15 protein-coding genes and 1 pseudogene are annotated in these 16,073 nt (G+C 52.5%); 3 read left to right on the top strand and 13 right to left on the bottom strand.

The annotated features are described in order from the left end of the window. Nucleotides 1–9 precede the first annotated feature (9 nt). The 3 genes from tpiA to fpr form a co-directional block, all read right to left on the bottom strand. Complete coding sequence (tpiA, locus tag QRY16_RS04965; RefSeq protein WP_193406110.1) at nt 10–777, bottom strand: triose-phosphate isomerase; 768 nt, start codon at nt 775–777, stop codon at nt 10–12. Nucleotides 778–896: 119 nt separating this feature from the next. After that, entirely contained in the window at nt 897–1,487 is a 591-nt protein-coding gene (locus tag QRY16_RS04970) for a YiiQ family protein (RefSeq protein ID WP_193406109.1), read from the bottom strand. 189 nt (nt 1,488–1,676) lie between these two features. Beyond that, the gene (gene fpr, locus QRY16_RS04975) at nt 1,677–2,423 is read right to left on the bottom strand and encodes a ferredoxin--NADP(+) reductase (RefSeq protein ID WP_289775845.1); all 747 of its coding nucleotides are present in this window, start codon (nt 2,421–2,423) and stop codon (nt 1,677–1,679) included. Nucleotides 2,424–2,697: 274 nt separating this feature from the next. Here fpr and emrD point away from each other — a divergent pair. Next, nucleotides 2,698–3,883 (top strand): annotated as a pseudogene (gene emrD / locus QRY16_RS04980) (multidrug efflux MFS transporter EmrD). On the opposite strand, the gene glpX reads toward emrD, so the two are convergent. The 3 genes from glpX to QRY16_RS04995 all read right to left on the bottom strand — a co-directional run bounded on the left by glpX (nt 3,873) and on the right by QRY16_RS04995 (nt 7,375). Next, entirely contained in the window at nt 3,873–4,883 is a 1,011-nt protein-coding gene (gene glpX / locus QRY16_RS04985; protein WP_289775846.1) for a class II fructose-bisphosphatase, read from the bottom strand. The pseudogene emrD and the gene glpX overlap by 11 nt on opposite strands. Nucleotides 4,884–4,976: 93 nt before the next feature. Beyond that, nucleotides 4,977–6,491: a glycerol kinase GlpK gene (gene glpK, locus QRY16_RS04990; protein WP_289775847.1), complete on the bottom strand. Its 1,515-nt coding sequence runs from the start codon at nt 6,489–6,491 to the stop codon at nt 4,977–4,979. Nucleotides 6,492–6,520: 29 nt separating this feature from the next. Then, nucleotides 6,521–7,375 (bottom strand): MIP/aquaporin family protein, encoded by an 855-nt coding sequence (locus QRY16_RS04995; protein ID WP_289775848.1) that lies wholly within the window; start codon nt 7,373–7,375, stop codon nt 6,521–6,523. Nucleotides 7,376–7,782: 407 nt separating this feature from the next. Between QRY16_RS04995 and zapB the strand changes: the two genes are divergently transcribed. Then, the gene (zapB, locus tag QRY16_RS05000) at nt 7,783–8,022 is read left to right on the top strand and encodes a cell division protein ZapB (RefSeq protein WP_193406104.1); all 240 of its coding nucleotides are present in this window, start codon (nt 7,783–7,785) and stop codon (nt 8,020–8,022) included. A gap of 58 nt (nt 8,023–8,080) precedes the next feature. On the opposite strand, the gene rraA is transcribed toward zapB, so the two are convergent. From rraA to priA, 6 genes are all read right to left on the bottom strand, one after another. Then, nucleotides 8,081–8,566: a ribonuclease E activity regulator RraA gene (rraA, locus tag QRY16_RS05005; RefSeq protein ID WP_193406103.1), complete on the bottom strand. Its 486-nt coding sequence runs from the start codon at nt 8,564–8,566 to the stop codon at nt 8,081–8,083. A 159-nt stretch (nt 8,567–8,725) separates the two neighbouring features. Beyond that, complete coding sequence (gene hslU, locus QRY16_RS05010; RefSeq protein WP_193406102.1) at nt 8,726–10,063, bottom strand: ATP-dependent protease ATPase subunit HslU; 1,338 nt, start codon at nt 10,061–10,063, stop codon at nt 8,726–8,728. Between the two features lie 11 nt (nt 10,064–10,074). Continuing rightward, on the bottom strand, nt 10,075–10,605 hold the full coding sequence (gene hslV, locus QRY16_RS05015; RefSeq protein ID WP_193406101.1) for an ATP-dependent protease subunit HslV: 531 nt from the start codon (nt 10,603–10,605) through the stop codon (nt 10,075–10,077). Between the two features lie 88 nt (nt 10,606–10,693). Then, complete coding sequence (ftsN, locus tag QRY16_RS05020; protein WP_289775849.1) at nt 10,694–11,590, bottom strand: cell division protein FtsN; 897 nt, start codon at nt 11,588–11,590, stop codon at nt 10,694–10,696. 154 nt (nt 11,591–11,744) lie between these two features. Further along, on the bottom strand, nt 11,745–12,782 hold the full coding sequence (gene cytR / locus QRY16_RS05025; protein WP_289775850.1) for a DNA-binding transcriptional regulator CytR: 1,038 nt from the start codon (nt 12,780–12,782) through the stop codon (nt 11,745–11,747). A gap of 165 nt (nt 12,783–12,947) precedes the next feature. After that, a complete protein-coding gene (gene priA, locus QRY16_RS05030) occupies nt 12,948–15,143 on the bottom strand; it encodes a primosomal protein N' (protein ID WP_193406098.1) in 2,196 nt (731 codons plus the stop codon). Nucleotides 15,144–15,368: 225 nt separating this feature from the next. Between priA and rpmE the strand changes: the two genes are divergently transcribed. Beyond that, nucleotides 15,369–15,584 (top strand): 50S ribosomal protein L31, encoded by a 216-nt coding sequence (gene rpmE / locus QRY16_RS05035; protein WP_193406097.1) that lies wholly within the window; start codon nt 15,369–15,371, stop codon nt 15,582–15,584. 77 nt (nt 15,585–15,661) lie between these two features. Here rpmE and metJ read toward each other — a convergent pair whose 3' ends face one another. Then, nucleotides 15,662–15,979: a met regulon transcriptional regulator MetJ gene (gene metJ / locus QRY16_RS05040; protein ID WP_193406096.1), complete on the bottom strand. Its 318-nt coding sequence runs from the start codon at nt 15,977–15,979 to the stop codon at nt 15,662–15,664. Nucleotides 15,980–16,073: the final 94 nt, after the last annotated feature.

A 16,073-nucleotide genomic window follows, 5' to 3' on the forward strand; every position in this document is an offset into this window, starting at 1 on the left:
GGTAAAGACTTACGCGTTTTTCGCTGCGGCTGCGGCTTTAACGATTACGGTGAAAGCTTCGGCTTTCAGCGACGCACCGCCAACTAATGCACCATCAATATCTGGCTGAGTAAACAGCTCGGCGGCATTCTTATCGTTAACAGAACCGCCATATTGAATGATCACCTGTTCAGCGATAGCTGCATCTTTCTTAGCGATATGATCGCGGATGAATTTATGAACCGCCTGCGCCTGCGCTGGCGTGGCCGATTTACCGGTACCGATCGCCCAAACAGGTTCATAAGCGATAACGGCATCTTTGAACGCTTCCGCGCCCTGTGTTTCTAATACTGCGTCAATCTGACGTGCGCAGACTTCTTCTGTTTTTCCCGCCTCATTTTCTGCATCGGTTTCACCGATGCACAGAACAGGGATCAGACCAGCTGTTTTCAGCACTGCGTATTTTTTAGCGATGAATTCGTCGCTCTCTTTGTGATAAGTACGACGCTCAGAGTGACCGATGATGATGTATTTCGCACCGATGTCTTTCAGCATGTCCGCTGAAACTTCACCCGTGAATGCGCCAGACAGATTCACATCTACGTTCTGAGCACCCAGTGCAATGTGACTACCGGAGATAGCATGTTTTGCCTGATCGAGGTAAATCGTCGGTGGCGCAATCGCCACGCCACACCCTTCAACACCAGACAGCTCTTTGCGCAGACCGTCGATCAATTCGGCTGTCATGTGCTTGCTACCATTCAGCTTCCAGTTACCCATAACCAGTGGATGTCGCATTCTATCCTCCGCATAATGCGTTCATGAAATGGCACTGCCGGCAGGCAGCGTTATCTGCCAGACAGTATAGAGATCAAATGTGTCGATAGCTTTGCTTTTCGTCATTTTTGCCCAACCGATCAAGGGCTGGCGAGCGTCAGCTTGAGGGGTTCGATAGCGAAAGTTAATCCCTTATCACCGTTATCAGCCACCACAAAGCGCAAAGCGCCTTCATTATGGGCAAAATAGGGCGAGCCTTTGCCGTCGCTCAGGAGCTTCTCCAGCTTTTTATATCCCTCTTCAGGGGATAAACCCGGCACAAAAAAGCGCAACATTGCCGTCATATACTCCATGGCCCTGGTCTGAGATGCGCTTTGGTCCGGTCCCGGCAGCGGTAACCAGGTAATTTGCAGGGTTTTAATCTTGCCGGTGCCCGGTTCCAGCGCGGTAGAAGCATACAGCGTTTCGCTGATTTTACTGGCAGCGCGCGTCAGATTGCTTTTGTCATCCCGATTATCAATGGCACGATATTCCATCAGCGGAAGTTGAGGGTTAGTCGCGTTATATTTCTCGCGAAACTGGCCGATAGTCATATCAAAAGTCGGTGCGCCGGATAACAGATAAGGCGCGGTAGGCATATGTTCGGCCCGATCCCGTGGTAGTGGATCGGCGGCAAATGCCGGAACCGTCAGCGCAAAACTTAACAACAGCGCGCCAGGCAAACTCTTCATTTTTGTCGACCCTAACCAGTAAACTCAGCTCCAAATTAGACCGGGTTTTAGCCGCAAGGTCAAAAGCGCGGCGGCTTAAATTTCTCTCAGGGTGATAAAGCCTAACATTACGCAGCGCTGGCATGGCTTGCGGCACCGTCAGAGAAGCCGATGTGGTGCCGCGGCGTTGCCGGTGCGATATAAAGCGGTTTACCAGTAATGTTCGCTGGTCATATGTCCCGGTTTGCGCTTGAGATGTTTACGCATGCCGCGCGACTCCTTCAGCAGCTGCTGGGTGTCGCGCACCATTTGTGGATTGCCGCACAGCATAATATGGCTACTTTCTGCCTCCATCGGCAACCCAACGACGCGTTCCAGCTCGCCACTTTCGATCAATGCGGGAACGCGGCCAGTTAGCGAACCGGCAATCTCCTCACGACTCACTACGGTCTGGATGTGCAGTTTGCCGTTATAGATCTGCTGGAGCTGCTGCATCAAGGGCAAAAAACTTAAATCGGCGGCATAGCGCGCCGCATGCACCAGCACAATGTTTTCGAAGCGCTCCAGCCCTTCGCCCTGCTGCAAAATCGACAGATAAGGGCCAATCGCGGTGCCGGTCGCCAGCATCCACAGCGTTGTGCAGTCCGGCACCTCTTCCAGTACAAAAAAACCGGAAGCCTCTTTCGTTACCATCACCTGATCGCCAGGCCGTAACGCAGACAGATGTGGACTCAATTTTCCTTCCGGTACAGTGACCAGATAAAATTCCAGCAGGGGATCGTTTGGTGCATTCACATACGAATAGGCGCGTTGTACGCGTTCGCCATTAATCTCCAGTGCCAGCTTGGCAAATTGTCCGGCGATAAACGTATCGACAGGCGCCTGAACCCGCAGGCTGAACAGCGCATCGGTCCAGTTCTTCACTTCTTTCACTTGCGCATTGACCCACTCGGCCATATTCACTCCTTGGTTGATTTTCAGGCATACGGGTATCTTCGCTATCTGGCTCTGTGATTTCCACCCTGCGTCCGGTCAAAGGCTCTAATCGACAAACTGTTATGTCACCTTTACAAGCTGGTGCATAAACTTGACGTATGCAAGTTCAGCGCTTTTATCACACCCCTCGCTTTGTCATCGAATCCTGATATTTTGGCCCGCCAGTAACCCTAAGCAACCCTACGTTATGGCCGCTTTTTTCTTAATTTATAGTTAGAAATTTTGCTCAATAATGATGAATAAAATGGAAAATCGCCCGCTGTTGGTGATGTTAATTGTTCTGGTCGCGGTCGGACAGATGGCACAAACCATTTATGTTCCGGCGATGGCAACCATGGCGGAGGCGTTGAACGTGCGTGACGGCACCATGCAACGCGTTATGGCGGCCTATTTAATCACCTATGGGGGATCGCAACTGATCTACGGTCCGCTTTCCGATAGCGTAGGGCGGCGCCCGGTGATCCTGGCTGGCATGATGATCTTTATGATCGGCGCGCTAGTCGCGATGCTGGCACCTGCACTCAATATTTTGATATTGGGCAGCGCTATTCAGGGAATGGGAACCGGCGTGGCTGGTGTGATGGCGCGAACCCTGCCCCGCGATCTCTATTCTGGTCAACCGCTGCGTCAGGCGAACAGCTGGTTAAATATGGGCATTTTAGTCAGCCCGTTGCTGGCTCCCGTGATTGGCGCATTGCTGACGCAACTGTTTGGCTGGCACGCCTGTTTCGCCTTTTTACTGGCGCTGTGTCTGACCGTCACGGGCGCAATGGTGCGCTGGTTGCCGGAAACGCGTCCTTACAGCGCTGAAGTCACGCCATTTTTTATGCGTTACGCTAAATTGCTGAGCGACATCAACTTTATTCGCTATATCATTTTATTGATTGGCGCGCTGGCGGGAATTGCCGTGTTTGAGGCCAGCTGTGGTGTGCTGCTGGGTGGCGTACTGGGGCTGAACAGCTTAACTGTGAGCATTCTGTTTATCCTGCCTATTCCGGCTGCCTTCTTCGGCGCCTGGTTCGCCGGACGTGAGCAGCGTTCGTGGCACAGCCTGATGTGGTATGGCGTAAACAGTTGTCTGCTGGCGGGTATCCTGATGTGGCTTCCGGCGTGGTTTGGTGTCATGAATATCTGGACGCTGTTAGTGCCTGCTGCGCTATTTTTCTTTGGCGCAGGTATGCTGTTTCCACTGGCGACATCCGGTGCCATGGAACCCTACGCGTGGTTAGCAGGGAGCGCAGGCGCATTGATCGGCGGTTTACAAAATTTAGGGGCTGGTGGCATGGTTGTCAGCGTTTATGCCACAGCGCGATCAGTTCAGCATGGGTATGCTGATGTTTTTTACCGCGTTGGTCATGTTGATCTGTTGGTTGCCGCTCTCACGTCAGCCGGAAGGCGGCAACCAGCCAGTTACAGGATAAACTGATGCAGCGCTGGATCCTTCCGGTCGAGATAGTGAATCGACTGAATACGGCGGATGGTACGCGATTTACCGCGAATCAATAAGGTTTCACTGGTGGCGATGTTGCCCTGGCGCGTTATGCCCTTGAGTAAATCGCCGCTGGTGATGCCGGTGGCAGCAAAAATGACATTGTCGTTACGCGCCATCGCATCCAGCGTTAGCAGTTTGCCTGCTTCAATATTCATCTCGGCACAGCGCTGTAGTTCCTGTTCACCCAGTTGACGGTTTTCTGGGCTGTCGCCTTTTACCTGATGTCGCGCTAATAATCTTCCCTGCATATCGCCATCCAGCGCACGGATTACAGCTGCTGATACCACACCTTCAGGCGCGCCGCCAATTCCGTACATCACGTCTACTTCGCTATCCGGCATGCAGGTCAAAATCGAGGCTGCGACATCGCCATCCGGGAAGGCAAACACGCGCACACCGAGCTGCTGCAGCTGTTTGATGACAGCATCGTGACGTGGCTTAGCCAAAACCGACACGGTTAACTGCGTCAGCGGTTTATTTATCGCAGCAGCAATATTACGCAAATTCGTTTCCAGCGGCAGGTCGAGATTGATATGTCCACGAGCAGCCGGACCCACAATCAGCTTTTCCATATACATATCAGGCGCGTGCAGAAAACTGCCTTTATCGCCAACCGCCAGTACGGCCAGCGCATTGGCCTGACCCATTGCGGTCATGCGAGTGCCTTCAATCGGATCGACGGCAATATCTACCGCATCGCCGCTGCCGGTTCCGACTTTTTCACCAATGTAGAGCATTGGCGCTTCATCGATTTCACCTTCGCCGATCACAATCTGGCCGTCGATATGAATGGTATTTAAGACGTGACGCATCGCGTGGACAGCGGCGCCGTCGGCAGCGTTTTTATCGCCGCGTCCTAACCAGCGGTATCCCGCTAAAGCGGCCGCTTCGGTTACGCGGGAAAATTCAATGGCAAGTTCTCGTTTCATGGCATGCACCTGACAAAAAACAGGCAGGCAGTGTAACACAGCGGGAGTCGGGCGGGGGGAAAGGCCCGCGACAGCACATCGCGGGCCAGAACATTATTCTTGATCTTCCCAGGCTTGTGCACGGGCAACGGCTTTTTTCCAGCCTGCATAACGGAAGTTACGCTCGGTAGTTTCAAGGCCTGGACAGAACTCACGCTCGATAACGGACTTGGCGCGCACTTCCTCCAGATCTTTCCAGAAGCCAACCGCCAGACCTGCCAGATAAGCTGAACCCAGCGCAGTCACCTCGCGCACTTCGGGACGCTCAACGCGCGTACCAAGAATGTCCGACTGGAATTGCATCAGGAAATTATTCGCGACCGCGCCGCCATCTACACGCAGCGACTTCAAACGGGTTTTCGCATCGTTCTGCATGGCTTCCAGCACATCACGCGTCTGATAAGCCACAGACTCCAGCGTTGCACGGATAATATGGTTAGCGTTGGCGCCGCGCGTCAGGCCGAAAATCGCACCGCGCGCATACGGATCCCAGTAAGGGGCACCCAGGCCGGTAAATGCTGGCACCATATAAACGCCGTTAGAATCCTTCACTTTCATCGCAAAATATTCAGAGTCAGCAGCATCGCTGATTAGCTTCATTTCGTCACGCAGCCACTGAATTGATGCGCCACCGATAAACACCGCGCCTTCCAGCGCATAGTTTACTTCGCCGCGTGGACCGCAAGCGATAGTGGTCAACAGGCCATGGGTTGACGTTACGGCTTCGGTCCCGGTGTTCATCAACATAAAGCAGCCAGTGCCGTAGGTGTTTTTCGCCATGCCAGTTTGAACGCACAGTTGACCATATAGCGCAGCCTGCTGATCGCCCGCAATACCCGCGATGGGAATACGCGTACCGCCTTTACCACCGATATTGGTCTGGCCGTAAACTTCCGAGGAGGATTTTACTTCTGGCAGCATCTCACGTGGAATATCAAGGATGTCCAGCATACGCTGATCCCATTCCAGCTTGTGGATGTTGAACATCATGGTACGCGAGGCGTTGGTATAGTCAGTGATATGCACGCGTCCCTGGGTCATTTTCCACACCAGCCAGGTGTCAACCGTACCGAACAGCAGCTCGCCGCGTTTTGCGCGTTCACGTGCTCCTTCTACGTGATCCAAAATCCACTTCACTTTCGTGCCGGAAAAATAAGGGTTAATCACCAAACCGGTGGTGTGCTGGATATACTCCTCCAGACCCTCTTTCTTCAGCTTGTGACAGTAATCTGCGGTACGCGGATCCTGCCAAACGATAGCGTTGTAAATAGGCTTACCGGTTTCTTTGTCCCAGACGATGGCGGTTTCGCGCTGATTGGTGATACCGATCGCCGCGATTTCATCAGAGCGAATGTCCGCATGGGCCAGCACTTCAACTAAAGTGGAGCTTTGTGATGCCCAGATGTCCATTGGGTCATGCTCAACCCAGCCCGCTTTTGGGTAGATCTGGGTAAATTCGCGCTGTGATACCGCCACGATGTTTGCGTCGTGATCGAGGATCACGGCACGGGAACTGGTTGTGCCCTGATCGAGCGCGACGATGTATTTTTTATCGGTGGTAGTAGTCATAAATTCTGTCCTGATGATAAAGGTGAAACTTACGCTTTACGCTGTTGAGCGCGTGCGACCGGTTTTTCTGTTGTAGGGCTGGCAGGTTCCTGTACTGCGCCAGGTAAATGGCGGCCAATCAGAGCGCGATACCCAAAAGCACCCAAACAAGCACCCACAATGGGACCAAAAATCGGCACGAGGAAATAAGGAATATCACGACTGCCAGTAAAGGCCACGTTACCCCAACCGGCTAACCAGGCGAAGAGTTTTGGACCGAAATCACGCGCCGGGTTTAAGGCGAATCCGGTCAGTGGACCCATTGATCCGCCAATAACGGCAACCAACAGGCCAATCAATAGCGGTGCCAGCGGACCACGGGGTAGGCCGTTACCATCATCGGTCAGGCCCATAATTACCGCCATCAGCACGGCAGTAATGACCATCTCTACTAAAAATGCCTGGCCTACGCTGATATGCGGATTGGGATACGTTGAGAAGATACCGGCTAAATCGAGGCTTTCGACAGTGCCTCGCACCATTTGATGGCTGGCTTCGTAATCGAAGAACAGGTTGTAATACAGTCCATAGACCAGCGCCGCTGCGCAGAAGGCACCCGCAATCTGCGCAATGATGTAAGGTACGACTTTACGTCCCTCAAAATTAGCAAACAGGCAAAGCGCGATGGTAATAGCAGGATTAAGATGCGCACCCGATACGCCAGCGGTGAGATACGCTGCCATGGAAACACCTAATCCCCAGATGATACAGATTTCCCACTGACCGAATGCAGCGCCCGCTAATTTCATCGCAGCAACACAACCGGCGCCAAAAAAAATGATCAATCCGGTTCCGATAAATTCGGCGATACACTGGCCTTTGAGCGTGTTAGTTGTCTGACTCATGATGTTATTCCTGAAGCGAGGTTAAATTTTATCCGTTTTTGTTCTCAATCCGTGAGCCACCCAGCTCTAATGTAGGGCTGCTGTAAACTTATCGTTAACGAACATAAACGAGAAATAGCGAAATCAATTTTTGTGTGCTGTGTCATAAAAATGCGCGTTATCGCGTGTTTTTGCTTTCCTTAAGCATCATATGCGCATTCCTGAATGGTGAGCGCGATCGCGTAAATACGCAGCAAGTCGATTCTTAGGCATAGGCTGAAAAGTGTTACAGACTGCGCTGGAAAGGGCAGCGTTGCTGGACTTGCGCGGTGAGGCTACATACAATCGAAACATCGTTGCTGGCTGAAGCGTTGTGCGCTTAAGTTGGCATCATCAACGCCTTGCAAGATTTGGGAGAGGTCAGAAAGATGTCATTTGAAGTGTTCGAAAAACTGGAAGCGAAGGTACAGCAGGCGATTGATACTATCACTCTGCTGCAGATGGAAATTGAAGAACTGAAAGAGCAGAACAACAATCTGCGTAATGACGCGCAACAGGCGGCAGGTAATCAGGACGCACTGGTGCGTGAAAATCAGCATCTGAAAGAGGAGCAGCATGTCTGGCAAGAGCGCCTGCGTGCACTGCTGGGAAAAATGGAAGAGGTTTAAGTTAAGCCTCAGCTGAGATGAAAAACGGGTGCGCTGGCACCCGTTTTCGTTGCTGGCTTTATTCGATGTCCAGCGGATCTTCTGAAAGAATCATGCCGGTGTTATCAGCGTACAGATGGTCACCCGAGAAGAAGGTGACGCCGCCAAAGTTAACGCGCACATCGCTTTCGCCAATACCTTCACCCGCAGCGCCAGCCGGAACGGCGGCGATGGCCTGAATGCCCACCTCCAGCTCTTCCAGTTCATCAACCTGACGTACCGAACCGTAAACCACGATACCTTCCCACTCGTTTTGTGCCGCTAAACGCGCCAACTGCGCATCCACCAATGCACGACGTACCGAGCCGCCACCATCAATCAATAATACGCGACCACGGCCATTCTCTTCGAGCAGATCGTAAAGCAAGCCGTTATCTTCAAAACATTTCACTGTGGTAATCTGACCACCGAATGAGGTGCGCCCACCAAAGTTTGAAAAAAGCGGTTCAACAACATTCACTTCTTCATGGTAGATGTCGCAGAGTTCAGATGTATCGTATTTCATAAGGGTTTCGTCTGTTTGCCACAGGAGCGGTAAGTATATCGCTTTCTGCGGATTGTTGGCAAAATCATCAACGGATGAAAAGAGCGATGCATCAGCGATATGCAACGAAAAAAGCCCAACCGGATGGCTGGGCTTTGAGCAAACGCATAGACAGCAAGATTAAAGGATGAAGCGACTCAGGTCTTCATCTGCAACCAGCTGATCCAGGTGCTGGCCCACGTATTCGGCGTCAATGGTGACCGATTCGCCATGACGATCGCTGGCATCATAAGAGATGTCTTCCATCAGGCGCTCCAGCACGGTATGCAGGCGACGCGCACCAATATTCTCGGTCGTTTCGTTAACCTGCCATGCCGCTTCAGCAATACGGCGAATACCGTCATCGGTAAAGTCAATATTCACGCCTTCGGTATTCATCAACGCTTTGTACTGCACGGTAACAGACGCATTCGGTTCGGTCAGAATGCGCTCGAAGTCGTTCACGGTCAGCGCCTGCAATTCAACACGAATCGGCAAACGCCCCTGCAGTTCTGGAATCAGATCTGACGGGCTGGCAACCTGGAACGCGCCGGAAGCGATAAACAAGATATGGTCAGTTTTCACCATGCCGTGTTTGGTTGACACCGTGCAGCCTTCAACCAGCGGCAGCAAATCACGCTGTACACCCTCGCGCGACACATCCGGTCCGCCGGCGTTCTGGCCGCCGCGCTTACAGATTTTGTCGATCTCATCGATAAACACGATGCCATGTTGCTCAACGGCTTCGATGGCGTCTTGTTTCAGCTCTTCTGGGTTGACCAGCTTAGACGCTTCTTCTTCAATCAGCAGCTTCATCGCTTCTTTGATCTTCAGCTTGCGCGGCTTCTGTTTCTGGCCGCCCAGGTTCTGGAACATTGACTGTAACTGGCTGGTCATCTCTTCCATGCCCGGAGGCGCCATAATTTCTACTCCGGCTGAAGTCGCCGCGAGATCAATTTCAATCTCTTTGTCATCCAGCTGGCCTTCACGCAGTTTTTTGCGGAATGACTGACGCGCTGCGGACGGTTCGCTGTTTTGCTCCGCCTGACCCCAGTTATTTTTCGCCGGGGGAATCAATACATCGAGAATGCGCTCTTCCGCCATCTCTTCTGCACGATATTTGTTCTTCTCGATTGCCTGCATGCGCACCATTTTTACAGCCGCATCGGTCAGATCGCGGATAATAGAATCCACTTCTTTACCCACATAGCCGACTTCGGTGAACTTGGTGGCTTCGACTTTAATAAATGGCGCGTTAGCCAGTTTAGCCAGTCGACGCGCAATTTCGGTTTTACCCACGCCGGTTGGACCGATCATCAAAATATTTTTCGGCGTAACTTCATGGCGCAGCTCTTCATCAAGCTGCATGCGGCGCCAGCGGTTACGCAGCGCGATAGCCACGGCGCGTTTTGCACTGTCCTGGCCGATGATAAAACGGTTTAGCTCGCTGACGATTTCGCGAGGAGTCATCTCAGACATGGTTAAAATCCTTACGACTTAGACGGTAATTCTTCGAAATTAACGTTGTGGTTAGTGTAGATGCAAATATCACCGGCAATATTTAGCGATTTTTCCACGATGTCGCGGGCACCCAGATCGGAGTTTTCCAGCAGCGCGCGCGCCGCAGCCTGGGCATAAGGACCACCGGAACCAATCGCGATCAAATCATTCTCAGGCTGAATCACATCACCGTTACCGCTGATAATCAGCGACGCAGACTCATCAGCCACCGCCAGCAGGGCTTCGAGACGGCGCAACATACGGTCGGTGCGCCAGTCTTTTGCCAGCTCAACAGCGGCCTTCACCAGATGACCCTGATGCATTTCAAGTTTACGTTCGAAGAGTTCAAACAGGGTAAAGGCATCTGCGGTGCCGCCAGCGAAACCGGCAATTACTTTATCATTGTAAAGACGACGCACTTTTTTAACGTTGCCTTTCATTACGGTATTGCCGAGAGTAGCCTGGCCATCACCGCCAATCACTACCTGGCCGTTGCGTCGTACACTTACTATTGTTGTCACGGGCAGACCCCTTGTTCAGTCGAAAAAAGCTTCGCGCAACGAGGCGCGAAGCATCATGCAAACTGATATGGGGCGGGTTTGACGGGTTTCAACCCCCAACGGTAAGCGGAATACAGCTGGAATGGCCAGAACCGCGCAGACGTTTTAAGACGTTGTCGACAGTCGAACGATCTTTATACGGGCCGATAACTACGCGATTCCAGCCGCCACCGGTTGTGATGCGGCTTTCGAAGCCTTCGAATGCTAAGCCAGCACGAACTGATTCAGCCTGATCGGTGCCTTTGAATGAACCGCACTGTACCATCCAGCGCTGTGATGAGGCTTTTTCAACCGGTTTTTTCGCCGTTTCTTGCGGTTTCGGCTGAGCAGTGGGGGCTGGCTCATGCGTGATCGGTGCTGGTTGCGGCTGATGTTGCACGCTCTGCTGTTGTTGTTGGCGTTGTTGCTGAAGCTGTTGACGCTGCTGCTGTTGAACTTGCTGTTGCTGGCGCTGGAGTTGTTGCAATTGTTGCTGATGTTGCAGCGTAACCTGACGCTGTGCTGGAGTTTGTTCGTTCCACGGTACTTCGTTTAGCTGCGTTGGCTGTTGACGCATATCGGCTTGCATCTGCTCCAGCAGTTGGCGCTGTTCATCAGTTAATTGCGTTTGCGACTTCACTTCGCCGCCCGCCGAAGGTTCGATTGGCGTCGGCACCGTTACCTGACGGTTTTCCAGCTCTTTGATGTATTTCCAGCGCTCTTCAGGCTTCGGCGGTAAGCCATTGCCGTTGGCTTTATGATCCGTAATCACCGGCGTATCTTCTTTTTGGTGATGCGCGAGGAACCATAAACCACCGGCAAAGGTCACCAACACCGCAACCGCCAGTACAATCATTAATTTCGATGCACCCGATCCGCCTTTAGTGCTCTTCTTGCTACGGCTGGGGCTTTTTTTGCGACGCGTCCCTGTTGAACGTCCGCGGCCTACATAATCTTTTTGTGCCACTCTCGTTCAGATACCCTTTAAAAAATAGTGCCAAATGGGCGATTTTATTGCTGTTAATCGGCCCGGTAAGGAGTCCGCCATGTTACTTAAGGGCCGGTGCTTTGACCAGCAGTGTTCGCCTTAAGAATTTACTGAAAAAAGTAGAAAGTTACGTCTATTTTTCACGTTTTTTGCATGGCGCGGTGCTGCCTCGTACCGCCAGCTCAGCATCTAGCAGGCGTGAGCCATTATTTACCCGCCGACCCTGCAACTCATCAAGCAACAGCAGCATTGCTTCCCGGCCAATCTGATAACGCGGCTGTGTCACCGTTGTCAGCGGCGGCTCGCAATAGCGCGACAGTTCAATGTCAGCAAAGCCCACGACTGAAAGATCTTCCGGGACGCGAAGCCCCATGCGTTTTGCCTGCTTTATCGCGCCGAGCGCGATAATATCGCTGTGACAAAACAGGGCGCGCGGAGGTTGCGGCAGCGCCAGTAGCTGCTTCAGTGCCGCCACGCCCGCTTCAAACGTAAAGTTGCCACGTACGATATAAGTCGGATCAATCGCCAATCCGCTACGGCGCATCGCCTGAAGGTAACCCTGCAGACGATACTGGCACAGCGGCATGGTTTCAGGCCCGGCAATACAGGCAATCTGTGTATGACCCAGCTGAAGCAGATGATTAACCGCTTCGAAGGATGCGGTTAAATTATCAATATGTACCGTTGGCAAAGCCATCTCAGGCGCAAATTCATTGGCCATCACCATTGGCGGCAGGTTGCGTTGTTCATCAACACTGGCATCAAAGGGTAATTGTGAACCGAGCAACACCATGCCATCAACCTGGCGCGCCAGCATCATGTTCATGAAAGTCTTTTCTTGCTGATTTTGATGCGCACAGTCGCCAATGAGTACCAGGTAACCTTCCTGCGCTGCGGTCACTTCGACGCCACGAATGATCTCACTGAAAAAGGGATCACAAATATCGGGTACGATAATCAGAATAGTTTGTGTCTCACCCCGGCGGCCGTTGCGTGATAAACCATGCGGCGCATAGCCGACAGCAACGACAGCGCGCTCAACTTTCTGTCGGGTTGCGGCAGAGACTTTTTCCGGATTCATTAGCGCACGAGAAACGGTTGCGGTCGAGACGCCCGCTTTTTCCGCCACATCTTTCATGGTAGTGGCGGGCTGTTGTTGATTCTGCTCCAACACTGACTCCTGACGCGTTATTCACGTTCGAATGTTTATTTGGTCTGACCTGAAAGCAGGCCGGTCAGTATTGTTAACGATCGCCCGGCAAGGTTGTTACTTAATTTGCATAAAAATTGTGACTTATGCGACTTTTTTCGATCTGGCTCGCACTCTTGCTGCAACTTAGCTTTCTGTTGGATCAATATCCAGCGTCCATTTCACCTTACGTGCAGTCGGCAGGGTGGAGACCAGGGGTAATGAACTGCTAAGTAAGTGTTGTAAACGCTTACGTGATGGATGTTGCACCAATAGCTGCCAACGCCAGCGTCCGCTACGCTTGGGTTGCAGGGCAGGTAGCGGACCCATTAACCACATCGATTTGTCATTGAGCGGGCTGACTTCCAGCAGATTTCGCAACTGTTGCAGAAATTCGGCAGCCTGCTGGTTATCATGATCTTCCGCACGAAACAGCGCATGGCTGGTCCATGGCGGTAAAAACACCGCTTGTCGTTCCAGCAGCGTTTGCTGAGCAAAAGCAAAATAGCCCTGATGCAGCAATATTTGCAGCAATGGATGTTCAGGATGATGGGTTTGCAGCAGCACTTCTCCCTGTTTGCCTGCACGACCCGCACGTCCGGCAACCTGGGTATATAGCTGCGCAAAGCGTTCTGCTGCGCGGAAATCTGCTGAAAATAGTGCGCCATCCACATCCAGTAACGCTACCAGTGTCACATCTGGAAAGTGGTGACCTTTTGCCAGCATTTGCGTACCAACCAGTATACGGGCGCCGCCACGATGTACATCGGCCAGATGTTGTTCCAGTGCGCCTTTACGACTGGTGGTGTCACGATCGATACGCGAAACGGCAACACCGGGAAACAGCGTACCGAGATGCTGTTCGAGCTGCTCCGTTCCGACGCCAACCGGCAATAAATGAGTTGAACCGCATTGTGGACACTGGTTTGGTAGCGGACGCTGGCTGTCGCAGTGATGGCATCGTAGCTGACGCTGATGCTGATGTAGCGTGTAATAACGATCGCAGCGCTGACACTCAGCTATCCAGCCGCAATCATGACAGAGCAGGGCGGGTGAGAAACCGCGTCGATTCAGAAACAGCAGAACTTGATTGTTCGCCTGCAGATGCTGACGCATTTTGCCAATCAGCGCAGGCGCAAGACCGCCAGTCAGCTGTACGCCTTTTAAATCAATCAGCTGCTGTAGCGCGGGTTTAGCATTACCGGCACGTTTCGTCAGATCGAGCTGGCGATATTTGCCATTACGCACGTTATGCAGCGTTTCCAGCGCAGGTGTCGCTGACCCCATCACAACCGGAATATCCTCTTCATGTGCGCGGAACACTGCTAAATCGCGGGCCTGGTAGCGCCAGCCTTCCTGCTGCTTGTACGAACTGTCATGCTCTTCATCAATGATGATGACGCCAGGCCGCGCCAGCGGCGTGAAAAGCGCCGAACGTGTACCAATCACAATCGCCGTTTCGCCACGGCGTGCACGCAGCCAGACTGCCAGACGTTCGCTGTCATTCAGCGCGGAATGCAACACATCAACTGGCGCGTCAAAACGTTCACGAAAGCGGGCGATGGTCTGTGGTGTTAAACCAATTTCCGGCACCAGGACCAGCGCCTGTTTGCCACGCGCCAGCACATTTTCCAGCACGCTAAGATAGACTTCAGTTTTGCCAGAACCCGTAATACCTGCCAGCAGCCAGGCGGCGTAATGTTCATCTTCGCCACGTATCGCACCAACCGCGGTAGCCTGATCGGTATTCAGTCGCAGACGTTCGCCTTTAACAGCAAAGCTGTCGCGCCAGTCATGCCTCGGCGGTAAATGCGCATGCAGGTCGCACAAACCTTTCGTACGCAGCGACTGCATCACGGCATCGGTTAAATCATGGGACGTTACCTGATGGCGATACAGCGGCTTTTGCCGCAATGCAGCCAGCGCTTGCTGTTGCTTCGGGGCGCGCTTCAGGCTTTCGGGAGCGGTAGCACGTCCCTGTTCGGTGATTTGCCATTGCCACAAGGGGGTTTCCTGGGCGGCTTTGCCCTGACGCAGCAGAACCGGCAGCGCATGACTTAACACTTCGCCAGGCGGAGAATGGTAATAATCTGCGGCCCAGTTCAGGATGCGCCATAGCGAGGGCGGGAACAGCGATTCGCTATCCAGCACCTCATTGATCTTCTTGAGTTGTGTTTCCGGCAGATCGCTGGTTTCTCGCCAGGCGACGACGATGCCGATCATCTTCCGGTTGCCAAACGGCACGCTCACACGCCCACCGATGACCGGCTGCGTACCCAGCGGCGGCAGATAGTCAAACAGGCGAGGTAAAGGAACGGGCAGGGCAACCTGAACAACGGGCATGGCAATCTCTTTCCGGTTCAATGATCGGGAAACGTAGTGTACACGCTACACGTTTAAGCGGATATATCAGGCCATATTTGCAGCAGGGCGAAAATACCTGTATAATTTGCCGCCTTCGATGAGAAAGAGCTTGTCGGAGTACACCATTAATGTTTAACAGCGTGTGGTACCGTGCGGGATTGCTTCCTGGCGCGGAGAGCGACACGGCCTTATATGAGGTTTCCCATGAAACAAGGTATTCACCCAAAATACGAAGCAGTGACCATTAACTGTACTTGCGGTAACGTGATTCATACGCGTTCTACGCTGACTCACGAACTGAACCTGGACGTTTGCGGTCAGTGCCACCCGTTCTACACCGGTAAGCAGCGTGAAGTTGCAACTGGTGGCCGTGTTGACCGCTTTAACAAGCGTTTCAGCCTGCCGGGCAGCAAAAAATAAGATTACGGCATTCGAATCGAACCGGTTCGACAGCAAGAAAAACCCAGCTTCGGCTGGGTTTTTTTATGCCTGACGATTTAGTATTCCCAGGTATCGGGGTCAATGCCCATATCGCGCATGATCTTTTTTGCTTCTTCTGGAATTTCATCACTGCGTTCTTTGCGCAGATCCACATCATCTGGCAGCGGTTGCCCAGTAAAGGCATGTAAGAAGGCTTCGCACAGCAGTTCACTATTAGTGGCGTGACGCAGGTTATTCACCTGACGACGGGTACGTTCATCCGTTAAAATTTTTAGCACGCTCAACGGGATAGAAACTGTGATCTTTTTAACCTGCTCGCTCTTTTTACCGTGCTCAGCGTACGGGCTGATATATTTGCCGTTCCATTCAGCCATGGTTTACCTTAATCAATAAAAGTTAAATGTTAGGAAATCAGAGGATTATGCCTGATCTTTTAGCGCCTGACCCCTTAAATGGCGGGTTTTTCTC

Origin of the sequence: Mixta mediterraneensis, from assembly GCF_030283135.1 — a bacterium.
GTDB lineage: Bacteria > Pseudomonadota > Gammaproteobacteria > Enterobacterales > Enterobacteriaceae > Pantoea > Pantoea mediterraneensis.